This window comes from Ruegeria sp. YTSB088, from assembly GCF_059609825.1.
The window spans coordinates 119,468-138,515 of the sequence record NZ_JBXWMM010000003.1 but is presented as its reverse complement, the minus strand read 5'-3'; the positions used below and the strand labels follow the sequence as shown (position 1 = coordinate 138,515).

Here is a 19,048-nt window from a genome sequence, read left to right as displayed (position 1 = left end):
AAGCCCAGCGTCACACCATGTTTCCGATCCGTGACCACAACCCTTCGGGGCGTACGCCTTATGTTGTCTATGCCTTGCTGGCGGCCAATATACTGATCTTCCTCAGCTATGTCGGAATCATGGATGATGGGCCGCGGATCAGCAGGCTGTTTTTCGACTATGCCATAATCCCGGCGCGGGTCAGCGACGGGTTCGGGCTGGAAACCCTCGTGACATCCATGTTCCTGCACGGGGGGTGGATGCACCTTGCCGGAAACATGCTGTTTCTGTGGATCTTCGGTGACAATCTGGAAGACGAGATGGGCCATCTGCCATTCCTGCTGTTCTATCTGGCAGCCGGGATTGGCGCGGGCCTGATTCACATCATCACCGGGCCGGACTCTCAGGTCCCCACAGTTGGGGCCTCGGGCGCGATTGCTGGCATTATGGGCGGGTATCTGCTGCTGTTCCCGAAAGCACGGGTGGATGTCCTGCTGATCCTGGTCGTTTATTTCCGGATCTTTACCATTCCCGCCTTCATCATGCTGGGCGTCTGGCTGGCGATACAGTTCTTTGGCAGCGTCACCAGCAACCCGGACGAAGGCGGCATCGCCTATTGGGCCCATACCGGGGGGTTTGCCGTTGGCCTGATCCTGTGCGTACCGCTGTGGCTGAGACGCGGCGGAATTCAGTTCTGGGATCGCACCCATGGACATCCGCCCCACCCGGAGGCGAAGTACAAGCTGTCCCAATCCCGCATTCCGCGCGTTCCGCGTCGTTAAGGCCGGTCCAAAGGGCGTCTAGCCCCGGATCACCTTGGCGAACTGATCGAAGATCGGTTCGTTCGAACAGATCACCTCACCATCTTCCAGCACATTGCCTTCAGGGTTCAACGCCTGCACGAAACCACCAGCTTCTTTGATGATGATGACACCGGCAGCCAGATCCCACGCATTCAGGCGGCGTTCCCAAAAGCCCTCATACCGGCCGGCAGCCACATATGCCATGTCGAGCGCGGCAGCACCCCAACGACGGACACCGGCGCAGGCGGGCATCAGGCGCGCCAGATCCTGCAGGGTTGCTGGCAGATCCGAACGACCACCAAAGGGCAGACCGGTCGCGAAGACCGATTCAATCATACGGTGACGGCTCGACACGCGCATACGAGTGTCGTTCATCCAGGCTCCCTCACCTTTTTCAGCAAAGAACATCTCGTCCTTGGCGGCGTCATAGACCACGCCGGCAACGATCTTGCCCTTGTGTTCCAGAGCTATGGAAATCGCCCAATGCGGCAGGCCGTGCAGGAAATTGGTGGTGCCGTCCAGCGGATCGACGATCCAGCGGCGGGTTGGGTCTTCGCCGTCAAGGGCACCGCCCTCTTCGGCCAGCCAGCCATAGGTCGGTCGTGCGCCCAACAACTCTTCTTTCAGGATGGCTTCAGCGGCGATATCTGCCTTCGAGACAAAATCACCGGCACCTTTCATCGACACCTGCAGATTCTCGACTTCACGGAAATCCTTGACCAAAGAACGCCCCGCCTTGCGCGCGGCCTTGATCATGATGTTGAGATTTGCACTGCCAACCATTGTCAAAAGGCTCCTGTCCGGTCAAACCGCGCGTATACTGCCGCAATGCGCCATTGCCAAGAGGAATGATGCGCATAACAGACCCGCAGGAAACGCCGTTACTGGGATTGCAGCTTGCGCGCCTCTTCCCGGGCCAGTTTCACCAGTTCCTGCACAAAGGGTTTCTCCAGATCTTCCGACCGGACAGCTGCGTAGAGACGCCGTGTAATGCCCTCTTTCGTCAGCGGTCGGGTGACGTAGTCCGAATTGTATTTGACCTCGCGCACGACCCAATCCGGCAGAACCGAAATCCCGCGATTTGACGCCACCAGAAGCAAAATGACGGCGGTCAGTTCAACCTGCCGGATCGTTGCCGGTTCAATCCGTGCAGGGATCAGCAACTGGCTGAACACATCCAGACGCGTGCGTTCGACCGGATAGGTGATCAGAGTCTGACCCCGAAAGTCCTCGGCCTCGACATAGTCTTTTTTGGCCAACGGATGGGTCGAAGCCGCTACAAAGACTGCGTTGTAATCAAAAAGCTCCACAAACTCGACACCCGGCAAGTCTTCGGGATCGGATGAGACCACCAGATCGACCTCTTCCTTCTGCAAGGCTGGCAGGGCGTCGAAAGCCAGGCCAGGACGAATATCGACATCCACATCGCTCCAAGACTTCCTGAAGGCCTCAAGAACAGGAAACAACCATTCGAAACAGGCATGGCATTCGATGGCAATATGCATCCGCCCCGTGCGCCCGTCCCGCAGCGATGAAAACTCACTCTGCGCGGCCTCGACCTGAGGAAGGATTTGTTCGGCCAGTCGCAACAGGCGGAATCCTGCGGCTGACAGTTTCATTGGCTTTGAGCGACGCAGAAACAGTTCAACTCCCGCCTGATCTTCCAACCCTTTGATTTGATGACTTAATGCGGACTGGGTGATATTCAGCTGATCCGCAGCACGGGCCAGCCCGCCGCATTCGTGGATTGCCTTTATCGTACGCAGGTGCCGGAATTCAATATGCATTTCAAACAGCATTCATGTTATTGATGAGCAATATGAGTTTGTTTCACATTGCCCGTCATGGCACAAGGGGCTCAGTTGATCCAGTGAGGCCACAATGTCCAATCCTGAAATTTCCTTCGAGTTCTTTCCCCCCAAAACTCTGGAAGCCTCTTTCCGCCTTTGGGATACGGTTCAGACATTGGCCCCCTTGGATCCCCGCTTCGTTTCCGTCACCTACGGCGCTGGCGGCACAACGCGTGAACTGACACGTGACGCGGTTTCAACCCTGCACAAGTCATCGGGCCTGAACGTGGCCGCTCATCTGACCTGCATCGATGCTTCGCGGCAGGAAACCCTGGAGATCGCAAACGCCTTCGCACGCGCTGGGGTGCAAGACATCGTAGCCCTGCGCGGCGATCCACCAAAGGGTCAGGACAGGTTTGTGCCGCACCCGGACGGGTTTTCCAGTTCGGTTGAGCTGATCGAAGCACTGGCCGAAACCGAAATGTTCAGCATCCGTGTCGGGGCCTATCCTGACACCCACCCCGAAGCCGCAGACATGGCTGCGGATGTGGACTGGTTGAAAGCCAAACTGGACGCTGGCGCAGACGAAGCGCTGACGCAGTTCTTCTTCGAAGCCGAGACCTTTTTCCGGTTCCGCGACGCCTGCGCCAAGGCCGGTATCGACAAACCGATCGTGCCGGGCATCCTGCCGATCGAGAACTGGTCGGGTGCCCGCAATTTTGCAAAACGCTGTGGCACGCATATTCCGGAGTGGGTCGAACAGGCCTTTGAAAAAGCGGTGCGCGACGAGCGCGAGGATCTGCTGGCCACGGCAATCTGCACTGAACTGTGTTCGGACCTGATCGAAGGCGGCGTGGACAAGCTGCATTTCTATACCCTGAACCGCCCCGAACTGACACGCGATGTCTGCTTTGCGCTGGGCATTTCACCACGGGTCGAACTGGAAAACGTCGCCTAAGACCCAAAAACCCCAAAGATTCGCTCGGGTTACGTTTGCCCCGGGCGTTTTGACGTCTCGGAATGTGTGAACTGTTTCACAATCGCGCGCGCTGAACGCCGCCTTTACGGAACAATTGAATCTCCGCATCGTGATTGTCGTCGCAAGACCTGCAAATCAGCCTCAAAATTTGACAAAACCACGACCCTGGCGACACTGGATGAGTGTAGTTTGTAAAGAGTGTTTTGAGTATGGAACCTGTCGATAAAGTGCGGGCACGCACGAACGCGCTGGCAGATCTGGGTTTAACCCCCTGCGCCAATTCCAGTGAAATCAGAGAGGCCTGGCGGCAGATCGCCTTTCATTCGCATCCTGATCACAAGGACGGTGACAGTTCCAGGTTCTCGCGCGCCAAAGCGGCCTATGATTTTCTGCGCAAGGAAGGGTTGGCAACAAAAGCTGGTGCCAGTTTCGGTTCTCCGCAGCCGCGTCGACCCCGTTTGAAAAAACGCATCATCGAACTTCCACAGGAAGACATCGCCGCCTGCAAGGCGATGCTGAACCCCCACCAGGTGCTGCCGCATATGCACAATGAGAGGGATGTCGAGGAAATGCCTGATGCAAATGTCTCGGACCACGTTCCTGATGCGGTCGGGTGTTACGGGCGGCATTTGACCTATTTTGTAACCACGCCCGTGCATCATGGGGCAAATCGCGTCGCCTTGCCAACGACTGTCCTGAGCAGCACACGCCACACCGAGGCTGAAATTCTGAGCTTTCAGTCCAAAGATACCGGTGCGGGGGAAATCATTATCCCCGATACAATCCGCGAACGCAAGTTTCCAGGGGCCAAGAGTGTGCGGATCAGATTTGATGCTGATCAGGATATTCGGGATCAATTCTGGCTTGCGGGGTAAGGGCCTGAGCCCGGCTGAACCAGCCGGGCACTGATACTGTGTCGCCGGATCAGTTTGAAACCGGGCCTTCGGAGGTGAATTTCGGGATCACGTTGGTTGAGGCGTCGCTCGGTTCGATACCGGGCCAATTTCCTTCGGCAAGATTGATATTGCCCGGAATGTCTTCCTCAAAAAATCCCACAACCACGTCGGTGATGTTGAGATACAGCTTGTCATCCACGATCCGCCACAGGTTCGGGTTTGCCGGAACCTTGCCGCCGCGCGACACGCCGTAAGCGCAGTGTCCATCATATTGCGGCGCATAATATGCAGGGTTTTCCAGGAACTTGGCGCGGTTTTCCTCGGTCGCAAAAGCCCAGGTCGCACCGTTGTACTCTGCGGTGATGTCGGCTTTTCCGCGCACACCTTCGTGCTGCGGCTGGCCAACCGGCCCCTGATCCAGGCTGCGATAGGCAACGACGTCATATCCCGAGACAGCAAAACCTGTGCCGTCAACATATTGAGGTCCGGCAAAAGCCGGAACCGCCAGAACTATGGCCGCAGCGAGGGTCAATGCAAAGCGTTTCATGTGGTCCATCCTTTTCGGGTCAACTATGTCCGTGATGCCGTGCTGGCAGGTCTGTCAGGACAATATGCGATTCCCGTGCGGTGCGTAGTCCCCCTAACGCCGCTGTGACCTGGCACGAGAAAACGTGAGAGTTTGGCTGCGGAATGTTACAGAATAAGCCGGTCGCACCGGGTTGGACTCGGCGGTTTGCAATATTAGCTGTAAGGCAGTCCTGATATAGGCAAGAAAGGCAAGAGATGAGCGACCAATCCTCGTACACCCCACCAGCAGTCTGGACCTGGGACAGTAAAAGTGGCGGACAATTCGCCAACATCAACCGGCCAATTGCCGGTGCCACCCATGACAAGGACCTGCCGGTCGGACAGCATCCCCTTCAGTTGTACTCGCTCGCCACGCCCAATGGCGTGAAAGTCACGGTAATGCTGGAAGAGCTGTTGGCACTTGGTCATGAAGGTGCCGAATACAATGCCTGGCTGATCAACATCGGAGAAGGCGATCAATTCAGCTCGGACTTTGTCGAGGCCAACCCGAACTCGAAAATCCCCGCGCTTTGGGATCGGTCGGGTGACAAACCTGTCCGTGTTTTTGAAAGCGCCTCGATACTGTTCCATTTGGCTGAGAAATTCGGCGCGTTCCTGCCCGCCTCTGGCCCGGAGCGGACCGAGGTGATGAACTGGGTTTTCTGGCAGATGGGCAGCGCGCCTTACCTGGGCGGTGGCTTCGGGCATTTCTACGCCTACGCACCAGAGAAATGGGAATACCCGATCAACCGTTTCGCCATGGAGACCAAGCGCCAACTGGATGTTCTGGATCGTGAACTGGCGGATAAGACCTTCATCGCGGGTGAAAACTATTCGATCGCCGACATGGCGATTTGGCCATGGTATGGTCAGTTGGTTCTGGGCCGCCTTTATAGCGCGGCAGAGTTCTTGGACGTGGATTCCTACAAGAACGTCATGCGATGGGCCAAGGCGATCGACGCGCGCCCTGCGGTTCAGCGTGGCCGCATGGTCAACCGCGCCTTTGGCGAACCGCACACCCAGCTTCACGAACGCCACGACGCCAGCGACTTCGAAACCCGCACGCAGGACAAATTGGAAGCAGCCGCGGAATAAACAAGCCCCAATGCAACAACACGCGGTGCAGCTTGCGCCCTGTGTTTGCGTTTGGATGATTATTTCAGAATGGGTGGGTTGTCCGGGTTGCTGCCGGGGGTTTCACGGACCGTTTCGGCAATTTGAGACTGAGGCAGATCAAACCGAAGCCCCACCTTGGCCAACAGCGCAGCGGCGGCCTCGCTTGCGGTGAAAAAACCAACATCCATCGCGCCTGCCTCGATCCCGGAAAAGGTCAGCGCCTCGGACGCGGCCTTGGCCAAAGCGGGCTCGGCCCCCTCGATCGCATCGACAAATCCCAACAGATGGCTCTGCGCGCCCGATTTGGACTTGGTGGCGACCAGATAAGCCGCGCTGGCAAGTCCGCCTGTCGTAGCCAGTTTCGCATCCAACGCGGTCAGCAGGTTCTGCGGCAGGCCGGCAGGGGGCAAAAACTCGGAAAGTTCTTCCTCAACCTCTTGCGGGCTGTGTTGCAATGTCTCGGCCAGCCAACCCAAAGCTTCTGCCGGAACAAGCATGGAAGATGGCGCCGTCTCCAGATTCAGACCAAGCCCGATGCCCTGCCCCGACAGCATCCCCGACAGCGCACGCCCCGACAACGCCACATAAGGCACGGGCTGCCCGGCAAACTGCGCCAGCCGGTCCTCACGGTCAAAGGCCAGAACAAAGCGCCCGTCAGCCACATCGAACAATTCGGGCGAGATATTCTCGTCCCGTGCTTCTTCGGTCAGCATCAGGAACAGCTCGCTGTCCGCGAGCCGTTCAAAGAAACGCAGCCGGGCGGCATCATTTTGCGGATCCGCCTGCATCGCAGCATGCGCGGTGTCCAACGCCGTGGAGTCAGTCATTCAGCACCTCTTGGACCCGTGCACGCAAAACAGGCAGCAATTCAGCCTCGAACCACGGGTTTTTCTTCAACCATGCCGTATTGCGCCAGGACGGGTGAGGCAAGGCAAAGACCCGCGGCGCATGGTCCCGCCAGTTGCGAACGGTGTCAGTCACCGACCCGCGCACGCCAAGATGAAACTTGTGCGCATGACCTCCGACCAACACGGTCAGCGGCACACGCCCCAGTTCCTGCATCACTCGGTCATGCCAGGTCTTGCGGCAAATCGCAGGTGGAGGAAGATCAGCATTGCGCGCATCATATCCCGGAAAGCAGAACGCCATCGGTACGATCGAAACGCGGTCGCGATCGTAAAAAACCGTCTCATCAATCCCCAGCCAGTGCCGCAGCCTGTCGCCTGACGGGTCGGTAAAGGGCCGCCCCGACTCGTGCACACGGGCGCCCGGTGCCTGCCCGGCGACAAGGATTGGCGTTCCGGTGCGGAACCAGACCACCGGGCGCGGCTCGTGTGCGGTTTCTGTTTGCGCGAACCTGTCAGCACACAAGCGGCAGGCGCGGATCCCCTGACGTAAAGCGTTCATCTGATCGTAAAGGCCCCTGCCCATCCAGACTGTTGTTGGTCGGTAAAACAGATAGTATCGACCGGACGCAGCACCAAGTGAATGGAATTTCTTGCTGCAACTGACCAGACAATCATGCGCATTACCGCGACGCATTGATCATTTGTTTCATAATTCGACATAATGTAGCCAACATGGGTCGGTAAAAAACCCTTTCTGGCCGCCCGCAAGTGCGACAACACGACCAAAACGAGCAGCAGACCGCGAATGCTAGAGTTCGACAACGTCAGCAAATCCTTCTGGACCGGAACGCGCCGCAAGGTGATTCTGGATCGGGTCTCATTTCGGGTCGAACTGGGCACCTCGCTGGGTGTTCTGGCCCCGAACGGAACCGGGAAAACCACGTTGATCAACATGATGGCAGGTCTGGAAAAACCCGACGAAGGCGTGATCCGTCGCGAATGCCGCGTTTCCTTTCCCATGGGGTTCACCGGTGGCGTGTCGGGGAAACTGTCAGCGCTTGAGAACGCACGCTACATCGCCAAAATCTACGGTATGGACCCCGACTATATCGAGGCCTATTGCAAATGGCTCTGCGGCTTGGGCGAATATTTCGACCAGCCCCTCGCTACGTATTCCTCTGGGATGAGAGCGCGTTTTACCTTTTCTTTGATGCTGGCGTTGGACTTTGACATGTACCTCATCGACGAAGGGATGCCGGCGACAACAGATGTCGAATTCAACGAAAAGGCAGGGTCGATCCTGAAGGAAAGGTTGCGCACAACGACTTTGGTGATCGTATCGCACAGCCCGTCCGTGTTAGAGAAATTCGCCCGGAAAGCGGCCGTACTTCTGGACGGGCAATTGTATATGTTTGACTCCTTGGAAGAGGCGAAGCAGCTGTATGACTACGAAACCCAAGGTTAGAAAATATAACTGGCGCCACAAACGCCAGACTGAAAGTTCGGCCGAGGCGAGGTCGGACGCAATTTCGCGTATTCGCAACGCGACGCATGACCCTGCCGCCGCAGGCGAGGCGCAGCCGGGGACGCAGCTGGATGACATCAAGCGCGAAGGCCTGACGGGCCGTCAATTGCGTATCGCAAGACGCTTGGCGCAAAAACACAATCTGGCTGCCACATCCGACTATGACGCGGTGCGGTTGCTGCGCAAAAAGGGCGTAGATCCTTTCCAGCGCACCAATCTTCTTGACCTTGCTGCCGCAAAACCATCGAACGGGGGTGACAAACCCAAGGACAAGATCAACGTTCAACTGCCGCAGGCTATGGGTGCCGAGAAAACAAACCTGCCCGGGCCCGAGCTCAGCCCGGCCGAACGGCGCAATTTCGAAATCGGCCAAATCCAAAAAGACATCGCCCGTCGCCGCAGGCGTAAATTGTTTGGACTATTTGCTCGCCTGGCAGTCTTTGTATTCCTGCCGACCTTCATTGTCGGGTTCTATTTCTACCGCATCGCCACTCCGATGTATGCGAGCGATTCCGAATTCCTGATCCTGCAAGCTGATGGCGGGCCCGGCAATATCGGCGGTCTGCTTGCCGGCACGCAATTCGCCACCACGCAGGACTCGATCTCGGTTCAGTCCTTTCTGGAATCGAAAGAAGCTTTGCTGTTGCTGGATCGGGATGCCGGGTTTTCCGATGTCTTCAAACAGGAATGGATCGACCCGATTCAGAGACTGGCCCCGGACGCCACGCTTGAAGACGCCTACAAGCTGTTCAAACGCATGATCACCATCGGCTATGACCCGACCGAAGGGGTCATTCGGATGGAAGTTGCTGCCCCCGATGCCCAGACGTCGACCGAATTTGCCGAACGTCTGATCTCTTATGCAGAAGACAGGGTGAACGCCTTGTCCGGGAAAAAACGTGAAGACCAGATGCGCGACGCACTGCAAAGTTTCGAAGCGGCGCAGGAAGCGCGCAGACAAGCTCAGGAAGAATTGATCGAGCTTCAGCTTCAGGGCGCGGTTCTTGACCCCGAAAACGTCATTGCCAGCCTGCGCGCCCGCATCAACGAAATCGAAATTCTGGTTCAGGACAAAGAACTTGAACTCGCGGCGCTTCAGGACAACCTGCGTCCGAACAAAGCAAAGGTTGATGGCGTCAAAGCAGATATCGCCCGTCTTGAGAAGGTTCTGAAAGACCTAAATGCCGAGATGCAGGATGCCTCGGACGGCGAAAACTCGCTGGCGCGGTTGAGCGTGCGCATCCAGATCGCGCAGGCGGACCTGGCGGCGCGGGACATGATGCTGCAAACGGCAATGCAGCAAATGGAATCGACCCGGTCCGAAGCCAACCGGCAGGTGCGCTATCTGACCGTCTCGGTAAACCCGGTTCCCAGTCAGGAACCCAGCTATCCGCGCAAGTTCGAAAATACGATTTTGGCATTTCTGTTGTTTGCTGGTATCTACCTCATGATCTCGCTTACCGCGTCGGTCCTTCGTGAACAGGTATCCTCATAAGACTCATGAAACATGTAAAAATCTCCGACCTGACAGTCGGCAACGACCTTCCGCTGACCATCATTGCAGGCCCGTGTCAGCTTGAATCCGCAGACCACGCGCAAATGATTGCGGGCAAGATGAAAGAAGCCTGTGACGCCGCCGGGGCGCAATACGTTTTCAAGGCGTCTTATGACAAGGCAAACCGGACCTCTCTGTCAGGCAAGCGCGGAATGGGAATTGATGTGGGGCTGCAAGTGCTTGACGGCATCCGCAAGACGATGGGCATCCCGGTTCTGACCGATGTTCATAGCGAAGCACAATGTGCCATCGCCGCCGAAGCGGTGGATGTTCTGCAAATCCCCGCTTTCTTGTGCCGTCAGACTGATATGCTGCTGGCGGCAGGCAACACCGGGAAAGCGGTAAATGTAAAAAAGGGGCAATTCCTTGCACCTTGGGAAATGATCAATATCGTCGACAAAGTTGAAAGCACCGGAAACGAGAACATCCTGCTGACCGAGCGTGGCACCTCATTTGGCTACAACACGCTGGTTGCCGACATGCGCGCGCTGCCTCAAATGGCGAAAACCGGGTATCCGGTCGTGATGGACGCCACCCATTCCGTGCAACAACCCGGCGGCAAAGGCGGGTCTTCGGGCGGGCAGCGCGAATTTGCGCCAGTGATGGCCCGCGCCGCCGTTTCTCTGGGTGTTGGGGCTGTGTTCATTGAAACCCATCAGGATCCGGATTCCGCCCCATCGGACGGGCCAAATATGATCCCGCTCGACCAGATGCCCCAACTTGTTGACACATTGATGCGATTTGATGCGCTGGCTAAAGCAAACCCTATTCAAATTTAACGATTGAGACTTGTTATGACCAAACCCCTTCCCGAGGTGACACCCAACAGCTGGAGCTTTCTGCGCGACGCAATGATCAAGCCCACCGGGTTCCGTGAATACGACGCCCGCTGGAAATACCCCGAAGAGATCAACCTGCCAGGCATGACCGCGCTTGGATTGGGGCTTGGCACGCAGATGCGCAGGCGCGGCATTGAGCCCGTGATCGCCGTTGGCAACGACTATCGCGATTACTCGCTGGCGATAAAAAACGCATTGATGCTGGGCCTGATGCAGGCCGGTATCCGTGTGAAAGACATTGGCCCTGCACTCAGCCCCATGGCTTATTTCGCGCAGTTTCATCTGGACGTGCCTGCCGTGGCGATGGTCACTGCCAGCCACAATCCCAACGGCTGGACCGGTGTAAAGATGGGTTTTGAGCGCCCTCTGACCCATGGCCCTGATGAGATGTCGGAACTGCGTGACATCGTTCTGAACGGTGAGGGACTGCCACACGAAGGTGGATCATACGAGTTCGTTGAGGGGATAAAAGAAGCCTATATCGACGACCTGGTGGGCGATTTCAAAATATCCCGCCCGCTGAAAGTGGTCTGCGCAACGGGCAACGGCACAGCATCGGCCTTTGCGCCCGAGATTTTCGAACGGATCGGGGTTGAGGTTGTGCCCAGCCATAACCGTCTTGACTATACCTTCCCCAACTACAACCCGAACCCTGAGGCCATGGAAATGCTGCACGACATGGCCGCCATGGTGAAGTCCAGCGGTGCCGATATGGCGCTTGGGTTTGACGGTGACGGTGATCGTTGTGGTGTTGTCGATGACGAGGGTGAAGAGATCTTTGCCGACAAGGTCGGCGTCATCATGGCGCGTGATCTGGCCAAGCTGTATCCCGGATCGACCTTTGTCGCGGATGTGAAATCCACCGGTCTGTTCGCCAGCGATCCCGAGTTGCAGGCCCTGGGCGTCAAAGCTGATTACTGGAAGACCGGCCACAGCCACATGAAGCGTCGGGTCAAGGAAATTGGCGCACTGGCCGGGTTCGAAAAGTCAGGCCACTACTTTTTGGCCGAACCGGTCGGGCGTGGGTACGACTGCGGGATGCGTGTCGCAGTCGAGATCTGCAAACTGATGGACCGCAACCCGGATCAGAGCATGTCGGACCTGCGCAAGGCTTTGCCCAAGACATGGTCCACACCCACGATGTCGCCCTATGCAGCCGATACCGAGAAATACGATATGCTTCAGCGACTGGTCAAAAAACTGGTTGAGAAGGGCAACGCCGGTGAGACATTCGCGGGTCGCGCAATTAAAGAAGTGGTTACGGTAAACGGCGCACGTGTGATTCTGGACAACGGCAGCTGGGGTCTGGTGCGGGCTTCATCCAATACCCCCAATCTGGTCGTTGTCTGTGAAAGCAGCGAAAGCGAGGCTGAGATGCGCGCCATCTTCGCGGACATCGATGCCGTCATCCGCACCGAGCCCGGAGTCGGCGATTACGACCAAACCATCTGAAAACAACCGCTTGGGGCATATCCTAATGCCCCAAGCACGTTAGTTGTTCAATCCCCGCCAAACAGTTTGAGCAGACCTTTCTTGGCCTCTTCTTCAAGCTTGTCCTTGATTGCATCTTCGATCTGATCACTATCGGTGATCGTCGTGTCCAATTCGTTGCCGACCTTTTCAAAAACCTTCTGTTTGGCGTCGTCTTCCAGTTCCTTGACCTTCACATCCGCAGCCGCCTCGATCACCTTGGTCAGGTCCGGCTTGATCGACGGGTCGCTCCAAGGACCCACGATGCGAACGGGGACCGATATCCCCTGCCCGGAATTGGCACGCAACGCCACGGGCGTGAACAGGTAGTCGATATTGCGCCCCCCCAGATCCACGGCACCGGTGCCATCTGCGCGAAAATTCTTCAGTGACATGAGTAGATCGTTGTTCGTCAACACGCCCTGATCGATGGTGAAACTGGCCGTCGTGCTGTTGAACACAGTGGTTCCGCCTGATCCGGTGCCCTGCCCCATCAACCGGTCCAGATCGAGCCCGGAAATCACTCCGGGACCAACATCTAGGTTTCCCTTGCCGCTGAGGGACCGCATGATCTGATCCTCGGACTGACCAACGCCCAGAAACTCAAACGCGCCGGCAGCGGTTCCCGACAGGCGCTCAACACCGGCCATTGTGGTCAGCGCTTGTTTCAGGTCGATCCCGGTCGCGGTCACAGTACCGCCGACAGACAGGCCGTTGCGATTGTTGGCAACCACCTGACCCTTCAGTTGCCCCGAAAACAGCGTGGCCGGATGCATTTCAAGAACGGCCCGCGACCGGTCCAGCGACAGGGTCAGGTCGCTTTTTCCGAACGTCATTCCGGGCACGGCGATCGAGTTGGCCGTCAGGCGAATCTTACCGTTCGCCAGTGCCAGAGCGGACGCGTCGATAGGGTCCTTCGACCACCCCTCAGTTGCAGGAGCGTTTGCCTGAGACGTGCTGCTTGGAGCAGAACCCGTTTCGGAAATCCGCGACAGATCCAGATCACCGGCATCCAGACGAGCCACGATCCGTGGCGGGTCCGAGATGGTGACATCCGCCTCACCTACAAACCGGTTGTCATCCAATTGCGCAGTCATGTTCCGCATGGAAATCCGCCCATCCTGCGTATATGTCATCTGCGCGGAAATGTCGGCGACTTTGCCCAATCCAGGCGGTACAGTCGTGCCAGCCTGACCGAAGGCGGCCAGCAACCTTTCGGTGTCCCGCGTCACGACCTTGATGGTTCCATCCATTTCACCCGTAAGATTGACGCGTCCTTCAAATCCGATCTCGCCGCCCGGAGCCGTCAAAGCCAGTTCCAGATCAGTCACTGACCCGGCCGCAAAAGCCGGTAAATCCGGGATTTTCAGATCAACCTGAACCGCTCCTCCGGGCACCGGCATGGCCGCCTTCATCACCATCGCGACCGTGACCTCGGGCCAGCTTGCAGATAGCGTCACGTCCGAGAAATCCATCTGCGTGACGCCATTTTCCACGTAAATCAGCCGTGCATTTGTCAGCTCCAGCTGATCCAGAGTGACTTGCCCCGATGGTTCAGCTGGCGTGGAGCCCCCGGTCGTGGCCGCAGTTGCCTCGGTTGTCGGGGCGCTCAAATCCCAATTGCCGCGCCCATCTGATCGTTCCAACCGCAACACGGGATTGTCTGCAAAAACACGTTTGATTCGCAGATCCCCGTTCAACAGCCCGGCAGCGTCCACCCCGACGGCAAGGCTATCCGCGCTGAGCATCGGCTCCGGTCCGGCCCAGCTTGCATTGCCGAAACGCACCGGCCCGGTCTCCATCCCCACCACCGGCCAGAAGGATATGCGCACATCGCCGGTCAGTGTCAGATCCCGCCCGGTCTGGGCCTTGACCTGCTCGGCCAGAATCGCGGCAAGCTTCTCCCCCGGCATCAGCAACAGCGCGCCGATAATCAGCGCGACCACGGCCACAACAATAAACAGGATGCGCATCAGCCATTTCATATTCTGCTCTCCGCCTTTTGGCTTGTCATTGCCGTGATCATTCAAATCACACGTCACATTTGCAAGGGGAAGCTTTCCCCACTATATGCCGCGCATGACGACGAACCCGCCAAACCTCCGCCCCGACCTGGCGCCTGCTGCCCGGATCACCGAGACGCCCCAATCAAACCAGCCGACCATCGGTATGGTGTCCTTGGGATGCCCAAAGGCGTTGGTCGACAGTGAACGCATTCTGACCCGGCTGCGTGCCGAAGGGTACGGCATTTCGCCAGATTATGCCGGGGCCGATGCCGTCATTGTGAACACCTGCGGGTTCCTTGACAGCGCCAAGGCGGAATCGCTGGACGCGATTGGAGAGGCGCTGGTGGAAAACGGCAAGGTCATCGTGACCGGCTGTCTGGGCGCAGAACCGGATTACATTCGCGAACATCACCCCCGCATCATGGCTGTCACCGGCCCGCACCAATACGAGCAGGTTCTGGATGCGGTGCACGCCGCCGTGCCACCCGATCCTGATCCGTTCGTGGACCTGTTACCCGCCAGCAGCGTGCAACTGACCCCGCGCCATTACAGTTATCTGAAAATCTCTGAGGGCTGTAACCACAAGTGCAAGTTCTGCATCATTCCTGACATGCGCGGCAAACTGGCAAGCCGTCCGGCCCATGCTGTCCTGCGCGAGGCCGAAAAGCTGGTCGACAATGGCGTGCGCGAGCTGTTGGTGATTTCGCAGGACACCTCGGCCTATGGGCTGGATCGCAAATACGACGTGAACCCGTGGAAAGACCGCGAGGTGCGCAGCCACATCACCGATCTGGCGCGGGAGCTAGGGCAGATGGATGCCTGGGTGCGCCTGCACTATGTCTACCCCTACCCGCATGTGCGCGAGCTGATTCCGCTGATGGCGGATGCGGGTTGCAACGTGCTGCCCTATTTGGACATTCCCTTTCAACACGCCCACCCGGACGTTCTGAAACGCATGGCCCGCCCGGCCGCGGCCGCCAAGACGCTGGACGAGATTGCCGCGTGGCGCGCGACCTGCCCCGACATTACCCTGCGGTCAACCTTCATCGTCGGTTACCCCGGCGAAACCGAAGCCGAGTTCCAAACGCTGCTGGATTGGATGGATGAGGCGCAGCTGGATCGCGTCGGCTGCTTTCAATATGAAAACGTCGAAGGCGCGCGCTCGAACGACCTGCCCGATCACGTCCCGGCAGAAATCAAGCAAGAGCGCTGGGATCGTTTCATGGAAAAGGCACAGGCGATCTCGGAGGCCAAGTTGCAGGCGAAGGTCGGACAGACGCTTGAGGTGATCGTGGACGAGATCGACAACGAGGCCGCCACCTGCCGCACCAAGGCAGACGCGCCCGAGATCGACGGCAACCTGTTCATCGATGAAGGATTCGAAAACCTCAACCCCGGTGACGTCGTCACGGTCGAAGTGGACGAGGCCGGAGAATACGATTTGTGGGGTAAGCCCGTCTAAGGTCTGACAATGCGTCAGACACACGTCATATGGACAAAGCGTGAAGCGAGTTAATTGGCAGAACACGCGGTCAGACCCGATCTTGGACTGAAAGCCGAACACGGAGGTTTTCATGTCTCGTATCTTCAAGCTTGGCCTGAACGGTGTAATTTTCCTAATGGCCGCGCATTTCTTGGCCACCCCCGGTTACGCCCAGCCCACACATGTCGGCTCTGCCGGATTTATTGTGGCCGGCGGCAAACATCTGAGTTTTCATAAAAACGGCCGTCACAAGAAAAACCGGTATTTCGTGGCCCCGAAAGCCAAGTCACATGCCAAGCACCCCAAGGTGCATACCAAAAAGCCGACCCCGGTTTATCGATACACCGCCCCCAAACGGCGTGTCCTCGCGCATATCCCCTATGGATCGGTCAAGCGACACAAATTCAAATCATTCAAGTTCAAGCATTCCTACGGCTTCCAAAGGCACTAAACGGTGTTTGCGCACTGCAAAAAGCAGCCTGCCCGATAGCCGCAAACGCAGGCAAGAAAAAACCGCCTCGAATGGCGGCTGCAATCCCCAGATTGGAGCAGGCGGTCCGCATCCGGGCCGCCTGCGAATGGCTTATTGAGTAATCGGGTCGCAGACCGTCTGACCAGCCTCGGTTGTGGCCAATTGATAACCGCCCGGGCAGCTAGGTGTGCCGGCTTTGTCATAGCTGGGCTGAACGTAAACAGGTGTCGGTTCTTCCTGCTGCGCGCAGGCAGTCAGGATCAGTGCAAATGCGCCAACAGCAGCGAGTTTCAGTTTCATGTCCGTCAATCCTCTATTACTTTTCTGATATTGCCCAGCTTTTCGGGGCCAGATTCAGAATACGGGCTGAACGACAATCTGGCAACTGACTCGATCACGTCTTTGTGAGTCACAGCGAATCCATGCCAATCCGAGGCCGCAGTGGTGATCATTGCAGCGTCGCAACTATCCTTTTGGCGTCAGCGCCCTAAGATGTTGCAGCGAGATCAGCAAAAGACGGAGAAGCCACATGTCAGACGCACCCATCATTGCCCAGAAATCACCTTTTCCGGTAGAGGTGGTCGAAGGGAAAACCTATTTCTGGTGCGCCTGCGGAAAATCCGGCCGCCAGCCGTTTTGCGACGGATCGCATAAAGGCACCGGATTTGAACCCGTGAAATATACAGCGGATAAAAGTAAAAAGGTCTTCTTTTGCGGGTGCAAACACAGCTCGAAACCGCCTTTGTGCGACGGAACGCACAGCGGGCTTTGATCAGGTTTTCAGTCCATTCAAGGTCTCGGCATTCGGGCAAAAATCCGGGGCCGTGGCCGCCTGGCCCTGCTGCCGGGCCAGCCAGTATTCGCATTGCACGTCACATCCGGCAGCGCGGCACCGCGTGACAAGCTCGGCGTATTGTTCCGGCGAAAGGCGTCCGTCGGCCATCACTTCGGTCATGGAAATGCCCATACAGCGCGAAACCGAGCGTGTAAGCCAGAAGTGCTTTTCGATTTCCCCTAACGCGACCTGAGACATCAAGCGTGCTCCTTCTGCTTGGCTTTGAGGGCGGCAAAACACTTGCGATTCGGGCATGAAAACGGGGCCTGTTCGACCTGCTCACGCCGTTCCAACCACTCCGGGCAGTCCTTGGCCCAGGAACAGCCGCGGCACTGCTGCACGATTTCCGCCCATTCTTCTTGTTTCAGATGACCGCTCCGATAGGCTGCTGCCAAATCGGTTCCGGTTGCTCTCCCCATGCGCAACACCAAACGCAGATGGGTCATGATTTCGCCCAGACGTGTCATGGCACACCTGTACGTTAAGGCAGGAGATTGTCGAGCAATTCCTGATTTCGGCAGTATTCGGGCGTACGCCGAGCAGAACCGGGATTGTTCAGCAAACTCTTGCAGTGATCCGGGTTCGGGCAGTCGGTACAGCGCAAAACAGCGTCAGAGATCTGGTCCACGGAAACGGAGCCATCAATGGCGGCTTCCTCAAGATCAATGTCCAGCATTCTGGCCATATCGTCCACCAATCCGGCATGCAGCCGCAGGGTCTCTTGGGTGGGCATGCTGTTTCCTTTCGCTTTCACGCTGTGTCCAAAGGGTAGCGCATCCGCGAGGGCAAACATTGACTCAGGTCAAGATTGGACGCCGATGTGATCCAGATAGGCCCGCGTGGCATCCTGAACACGGCGAAAGCGATCCCCGCCCAGTTTCTTGCCGCCGTACCAGCGCGTCACGATAATTACATGATCTTTCAGCCCGGCGCGTTCGATCATACGTAGGATCACCATGCCCGCGCCGCTTTCCCCGTCATCAGCTTTCAACGCGCCGGTCGGCAAAGCCGCAGCCCAGGTGTTATGGGTGGCTTTGGCATAGCTCTTGTCGGATTTCAAATCGTCCAGAACGGCGTCGATTTCAGCCCGCGTCGTGACCTGCGCCCCGGACACCGCGTATTTCGAACCGCGATCCGTCAAGATAACCCCCAGACATGTAAGCGCGGTCATTGGGACAGACCCAGTTGCTCTGCTGTTTCCAGCACGATCTGAACGCGTTGAGCATTTGGCGGGTGGGTTCCCAAAAATCTGTCACCGGGATCCGGGATCCGATCAAAGAATTTTGCCCCAACCAACGGATTGTATCCCGCGTTATAGGTGATGATGGTTCCCAACTGGTCTGCCTCCAGCTCAAAGTCTTTCACGTAGGCCTGAACACCGACCTGCGCACCCAGCTTTTGCGCTTCCTCTATTGCAGCGGCATCCCCGCCACGCAACTGCGCCACCCGCCCGAACTCGGCCGCGCTGGCGCTGGCGATTTCACTCTGTCTGGCGATATGCCCCAACACGTGGTGGGCTGCTTCGTGCCCCATGACAAACGCCAGTTCATCCGCGTTCTGGGTGGATTCGATCATCGAGCGAGTGAATATGATCACCGGCTGCTTTTTGTTGTCCAGCGTCTGAAACGCATTGGCCGATGCCTGAGGGTTCAGGTCAACAAGAATCCGGAAGTCGCAATTCTGCCCAGTCGTCTGTTTCAGGCACTGGCTACGGGCTTCGGCCCCGACCGCCCGGCTGACCTCGCGAAAGGTTTGCACCATGGGTTCGGCCTCTGGTTCATCCCCCAGCCATTCCTCGGCGGGTTGGACACGCAAGGCCCCCTCTCCGCACGCAGCAAGCAGCAGGGACAGCAATAAAACAAACCATCTGTGCATGTCATATCCT

General features: G+C 57.5%; 23 protein-coding genes. 11 read left to right on the top strand and 12 right to left on the bottom strand.

The genetic code is table 11. The annotated features are described in order from the left end of the window. Window positions 1-17: 17 nt before the first annotated feature. Entirely contained in the window at window positions 18-761 is a 744-nt protein-coding gene (locus AC2FFA_RS06130) for a rhomboid family intramembrane serine protease (RefSeq protein WP_117867980.1), read from the top strand. Window positions 762-779: 18 nt separating this feature from the next. On the opposite strand, the gene AC2FFA_RS06125 is transcribed toward AC2FFA_RS06130, so the two are convergent. Both AC2FFA_RS06125 and AC2FFA_RS06120 read right to left on the bottom strand, forming a co-directional pair. After that, window positions 780-1,565 carry an inositol monophosphatase family protein gene (locus AC2FFA_RS06125; RefSeq protein WP_117867978.1) on the bottom strand — a complete coding sequence of 262 codons (786 nt, stop codon included), beginning with the start codon at window positions 1,563-1,565 and terminating at the stop codon, window positions 780-782. 98 nt (window positions 1,566-1,663) lie between these two features. After that, window positions 1,664-2,569: a LysR family transcriptional regulator gene (locus tag AC2FFA_RS06120; protein WP_117872567.1), complete on the bottom strand. Its 906-nt coding sequence runs from the start codon at window positions 2,567-2,569 to the stop codon at window positions 1,664-1,666. Window positions 2,570-2,663: 94 nt separating this feature from the next. Between AC2FFA_RS06120 and metF the strand changes: the two genes are divergently transcribed. Then, a complete protein-coding gene (gene metF / locus AC2FFA_RS06115) occupies window positions 2,664-3,530 on the top strand; it encodes a methylenetetrahydrofolate reductase [NAD(P)H] (protein WP_496850542.1) in 867 nt (288 codons plus the stop codon). A gap of 230 nt (window positions 3,531-3,760) precedes the next feature. Next, entirely contained in the window at window positions 3,761-4,426 is a 666-nt protein-coding gene (locus AC2FFA_RS06110; protein WP_496850540.1) for a J domain-containing protein, read from the top strand. 49 nt (window positions 4,427-4,475) lie between these two features. On the opposite strand, the gene AC2FFA_RS06105 is transcribed toward AC2FFA_RS06110, so the two are convergent. Next, on the bottom strand, window positions 4,476-4,994 hold the full coding sequence (locus tag AC2FFA_RS06105) for a YHS domain-containing (seleno)protein (RefSeq protein ID WP_496850538.1): 519 nt from the start codon (window positions 4,992-4,994) through the stop codon (window positions 4,476-4,478). A gap of 236 nt (window positions 4,995-5,230) precedes the next feature. Between AC2FFA_RS06105 and yghU the strand changes: the two genes are divergently transcribed. Next, window positions 5,231-6,109: a glutathione-dependent disulfide-bond oxidoreductase gene (yghU, locus tag AC2FFA_RS06100; protein WP_496850536.1), complete on the top strand. Its 879-nt coding sequence runs from the start codon at window positions 5,231-5,233 to the stop codon at window positions 6,107-6,109. Between the two features lie 59 nt (window positions 6,110-6,168). Here the strand turns inward: yghU and AC2FFA_RS06095 are convergent, their stop codons facing one another. Together AC2FFA_RS06095 and AC2FFA_RS06090 are read right to left on the bottom strand one after the other, a co-directional pair. Further along, window positions 6,169-6,957: an SseB family protein gene (locus AC2FFA_RS06095; protein ID WP_117867968.1), complete on the bottom strand. Its 789-nt coding sequence runs from the start codon at window positions 6,955-6,957 to the stop codon at window positions 6,169-6,171. Further along, window positions 6,950-7,537, bottom strand: a complete 588-nt coding sequence (locus AC2FFA_RS06090; protein WP_117872562.1) for a uracil-DNA glycosylase family protein — start codon at window positions 7,535-7,537, stop codon at window positions 6,950-6,952. Before AC2FFA_RS06090 ends, AC2FFA_RS06095 begins: the two co-directional genes overlap by 8 nt. A 246-nt stretch (window positions 7,538-7,783) precedes the next feature. On the opposite strand from AC2FFA_RS06090, the gene AC2FFA_RS06085 reads away from it, so the two are divergent. Genes AC2FFA_RS06085 through AC2FFA_RS06070 form a run of 4 tightly spaced genes read left to right on the top strand, consistent with a single transcriptional unit; the run spans window position 7,784 to window position 12,349 of the window. Further along, entirely contained in the window at window positions 7,784-8,443 is a 660-nt protein-coding gene (locus tag AC2FFA_RS06085) for an ABC transporter ATP-binding protein (protein WP_117867966.1), read from the top strand. Continuing rightward, window positions 8,421-9,998, top strand: a complete 1,578-nt coding sequence (locus AC2FFA_RS06080) for a KpsE/RkpR family capsule polysaccharide export protein (protein ID WP_117867964.1) — start codon at window positions 8,421-8,423, stop codon at window positions 9,996-9,998. The genes AC2FFA_RS06085 and AC2FFA_RS06080 overlap by 23 nt, the downstream gene beginning before the upstream one ends. 5 nt (window positions 9,999-10,003) lie before the next feature. Continuing rightward, on the top strand, window positions 10,004-10,837 hold the full coding sequence (gene kdsA / locus AC2FFA_RS06075) for a 3-deoxy-8-phosphooctulonate synthase (RefSeq protein WP_496850535.1): 834 nt from the start codon (window positions 10,004-10,006) through the stop codon (window positions 10,835-10,837). Window positions 10,838-10,852: 15 nt separating this feature from the next. Continuing rightward, a complete protein-coding gene (locus AC2FFA_RS06070) occupies window positions 10,853-12,349 on the top strand; it encodes a phosphomannomutase/phosphoglucomutase (protein WP_496850533.1) in 1,497 nt (498 codons plus the stop codon). A 47-nt stretch (window positions 12,350-12,396) separates the two neighbouring features. Here AC2FFA_RS06070 and AC2FFA_RS06065 read toward each other — a convergent pair whose 3' ends face one another. Beyond that, window positions 12,397-14,352, bottom strand: a complete 1,956-nt coding sequence (locus tag AC2FFA_RS06065) for an AsmA family protein (RefSeq protein ID WP_496850531.1) — start codon at window positions 14,350-14,352, stop codon at window positions 12,397-12,399. A gap of 94 nt (window positions 14,353-14,446) precedes the next feature. On the opposite strand from AC2FFA_RS06065, the gene rimO reads away from it, so the two are divergent. Both rimO and AC2FFA_RS06055 read left to right on the top strand, forming a co-directional pair. Then, on the top strand, window positions 14,447-15,835 hold the full coding sequence (rimO, locus tag AC2FFA_RS06060; RefSeq protein ID WP_496850529.1) for a 30S ribosomal protein S12 methylthiotransferase RimO: 1,389 nt from the start codon (window positions 14,447-14,449) through the stop codon (window positions 15,833-15,835). A gap of 112 nt (window positions 15,836-15,947) precedes the next feature. Beyond that, window positions 15,948-16,307: a hypothetical protein gene (locus tag AC2FFA_RS06055; RefSeq protein ID WP_299895350.1), complete on the top strand. Its 360-nt coding sequence runs from the start codon at window positions 15,948-15,950 to the stop codon at window positions 16,305-16,307. A gap of 132 nt (window positions 16,308-16,439) precedes the next feature. On the opposite strand, the gene AC2FFA_RS06050 is transcribed toward AC2FFA_RS06055, so the two are convergent. Next, window positions 16,440-16,628 (bottom strand): hypothetical protein, encoded by a 189-nt coding sequence (locus tag AC2FFA_RS06050; protein WP_050604769.1) that lies wholly within the window; start codon window positions 16,626-16,628, stop codon window positions 16,440-16,442. A 229-nt stretch (window positions 16,629-16,857) separates the two neighbouring features. On the opposite strand from AC2FFA_RS06050, the gene AC2FFA_RS06045 reads away from it, so the two are divergent. Then, window positions 16,858-17,100, top strand: a complete 243-nt coding sequence (locus AC2FFA_RS06045) for a CDGSH iron-sulfur domain-containing protein (RefSeq protein WP_299895352.1) — start codon at window positions 16,858-16,860, stop codon at window positions 17,098-17,100. Here the strand turns inward: AC2FFA_RS06045 and AC2FFA_RS06040 are convergent, their stop codons facing one another. From AC2FFA_RS06040 to AC2FFA_RS06020, 5 genes are all read right to left on the bottom strand, one after another. Next, window positions 17,101-17,361 carry a DUF6455 family protein gene (locus tag AC2FFA_RS06040; RefSeq protein ID WP_117867949.1) on the bottom strand — a complete coding sequence of 87 codons (261 nt, stop codon included), beginning with the start codon at window positions 17,359-17,361 and terminating at the stop codon, window positions 17,101-17,103. Further along, a complete protein-coding gene (locus tag AC2FFA_RS06035; protein WP_117867947.1) occupies window positions 17,361-17,630 on the bottom strand; it encodes a DUF6455 family protein in 270 nt (89 codons plus the stop codon). The genes AC2FFA_RS06040 and AC2FFA_RS06035 overlap by 1 nt, the downstream gene beginning before the upstream one ends. Window positions 17,631-17,644: 14 nt before the next feature. Further along, complete coding sequence (locus AC2FFA_RS06030; protein ID WP_117867945.1) at window positions 17,645-17,896, bottom strand: DUF6455 family protein; 252 nt, start codon at window positions 17,894-17,896, stop codon at window positions 17,645-17,647. Between the two features lie 69 nt (window positions 17,897-17,965). Further along, window positions 17,966-18,334 carry a YigZ family protein gene (locus tag AC2FFA_RS06025; protein ID WP_496683334.1) on the bottom strand — a complete coding sequence of 123 codons (369 nt, stop codon included), beginning with the start codon at window positions 18,332-18,334 and terminating at the stop codon, window positions 17,966-17,968. After that, entirely contained in the window at window positions 18,331-19,038 is a 708-nt protein-coding gene (locus AC2FFA_RS06020; protein WP_496683331.1) for a M48 family metallopeptidase, read from the bottom strand. The genes AC2FFA_RS06025 and AC2FFA_RS06020 overlap by 4 nt, the downstream gene beginning before the upstream one ends. Window positions 19,039-19,048: the final 10 nt, after the last annotated feature.

Excerpts from the sequence above, each read along its gene's own strand:
- AC2FFA_RS06130 (WP_117867980.1), top strand. The coding sequence starts at position 18 with ATGTTTCCGATCCGTGACCACAACCCTTCGGGGCGTACGCCTTATGTT.
- AC2FFA_RS06125 (WP_117867978.1), bottom strand. The coding sequence starts at position 1,565 with ATGGTTGGCAGTGCAAATCTCAACATCATGATCAAGGCCGCGCGCAAG.
- AC2FFA_RS06120 (WP_117872567.1), bottom strand. The coding sequence starts at position 2,569 with ATGCATATTGAATTCCGGCACCTGCGTACGATAAAGGCAATCCACGAA.
- metF (WP_496850542.1), top strand. The coding sequence starts at position 2,664 with ATGTCCAATCCTGAAATTTCCTTCGAGTTCTTTCCCCCCAAAACTCTG.
- AC2FFA_RS06110 (WP_496850540.1), top strand. The coding sequence starts at position 3,761 with ATGGAACCTGTCGATAAAGTGCGGGCACGCACGAACGCGCTGGCAGAT.
- AC2FFA_RS06105 (WP_496850538.1), bottom strand. The coding sequence starts at position 4,994 with ATGAAACGCTTTGCATTGACCCTCGCTGCGGCCATAGTTCTGGCGGTT.
- yghU (WP_496850536.1), top strand. The coding sequence starts at position 5,231 with ATGAGCGACCAATCCTCGTACACCCCACCAGCAGTCTGGACCTGGGAC.
- AC2FFA_RS06095 (WP_117867968.1), bottom strand. The coding sequence starts at position 6,957 with ATGACTGACTCCACGGCGTTGGACACCGCGCATGCTGCGATGCAGGCG.
- AC2FFA_RS06090 (WP_117872562.1), bottom strand. The coding sequence starts at position 7,537 with ATGAACGCTTTACGTCAGGGGATCCGCGCCTGCCGCTTGTGTGCTGAC.
- AC2FFA_RS06085 (WP_117867966.1), top strand. The coding sequence starts at position 7,784 with ATGCTAGAGTTCGACAACGTCAGCAAATCCTTCTGGACCGGAACGCGC.
- AC2FFA_RS06080 (WP_117867964.1), top strand. The coding sequence starts at position 8,421 with ATGACTACGAAACCCAAGGTTAGAAAATATAACTGGCGCCACAAACGC.
- kdsA (WP_496850535.1), top strand. The coding sequence starts at position 10,004 with ATGAAACATGTAAAAATCTCCGACCTGACAGTCGGCAACGACCTTCCG.
- AC2FFA_RS06070 (WP_496850533.1), top strand. The coding sequence starts at position 10,853 with ATGACCAAACCCCTTCCCGAGGTGACACCCAACAGCTGGAGCTTTCTG.
- AC2FFA_RS06065 (WP_496850531.1), bottom strand. The coding sequence starts at position 14,352 with ATGAAATGGCTGATGCGCATCCTGTTTATTGTTGTGGCCGTGGTCGCG.
- rimO (WP_496850529.1), top strand. The coding sequence starts at position 14,447 with ATGACGACGAACCCGCCAAACCTCCGCCCCGACCTGGCGCCTGCTGCC.
- AC2FFA_RS06055 (WP_299895350.1), top strand. The coding sequence starts at position 15,948 with ATGTCTCGTATCTTCAAGCTTGGCCTGAACGGTGTAATTTTCCTAATG.
- AC2FFA_RS06050 (WP_050604769.1), bottom strand. The coding sequence starts at position 16,628 with ATGAAACTGAAACTCGCTGCTGTTGGCGCATTTGCACTGATCCTGACT.
- AC2FFA_RS06045 (WP_299895352.1), top strand. The coding sequence starts at position 16,858 with ATGTCAGACGCACCCATCATTGCCCAGAAATCACCTTTTCCGGTAGAG.
- AC2FFA_RS06040 (WP_117867949.1), bottom strand. The coding sequence starts at position 17,361 with ATGTCTCAGGTCGCGTTAGGGGAAATCGAAAAGCACTTCTGGCTTACA.
- AC2FFA_RS06035 (WP_117867947.1), bottom strand. The coding sequence starts at position 17,630 with ATGACACGTCTGGGCGAAATCATGACCCATCTGCGTTTGGTGTTGCGC.
- AC2FFA_RS06030 (WP_117867945.1), bottom strand. The coding sequence starts at position 17,896 with ATGCCCACCCAAGAGACCCTGCGGCTGCATGCCGGATTGGTGGACGAT.
- AC2FFA_RS06025 (WP_496683334.1), bottom strand. The coding sequence starts at position 18,334 with ATGACCGCGCTTACATGTCTGGGGGTTATCTTGACGGATCGCGGTTCG.
- AC2FFA_RS06020 (WP_496683331.1), bottom strand. The coding sequence starts at position 19,038 with ATGCACAGATGGTTTGTTTTATTGCTGTCCCTGCTGCTTGCTGCGTGC.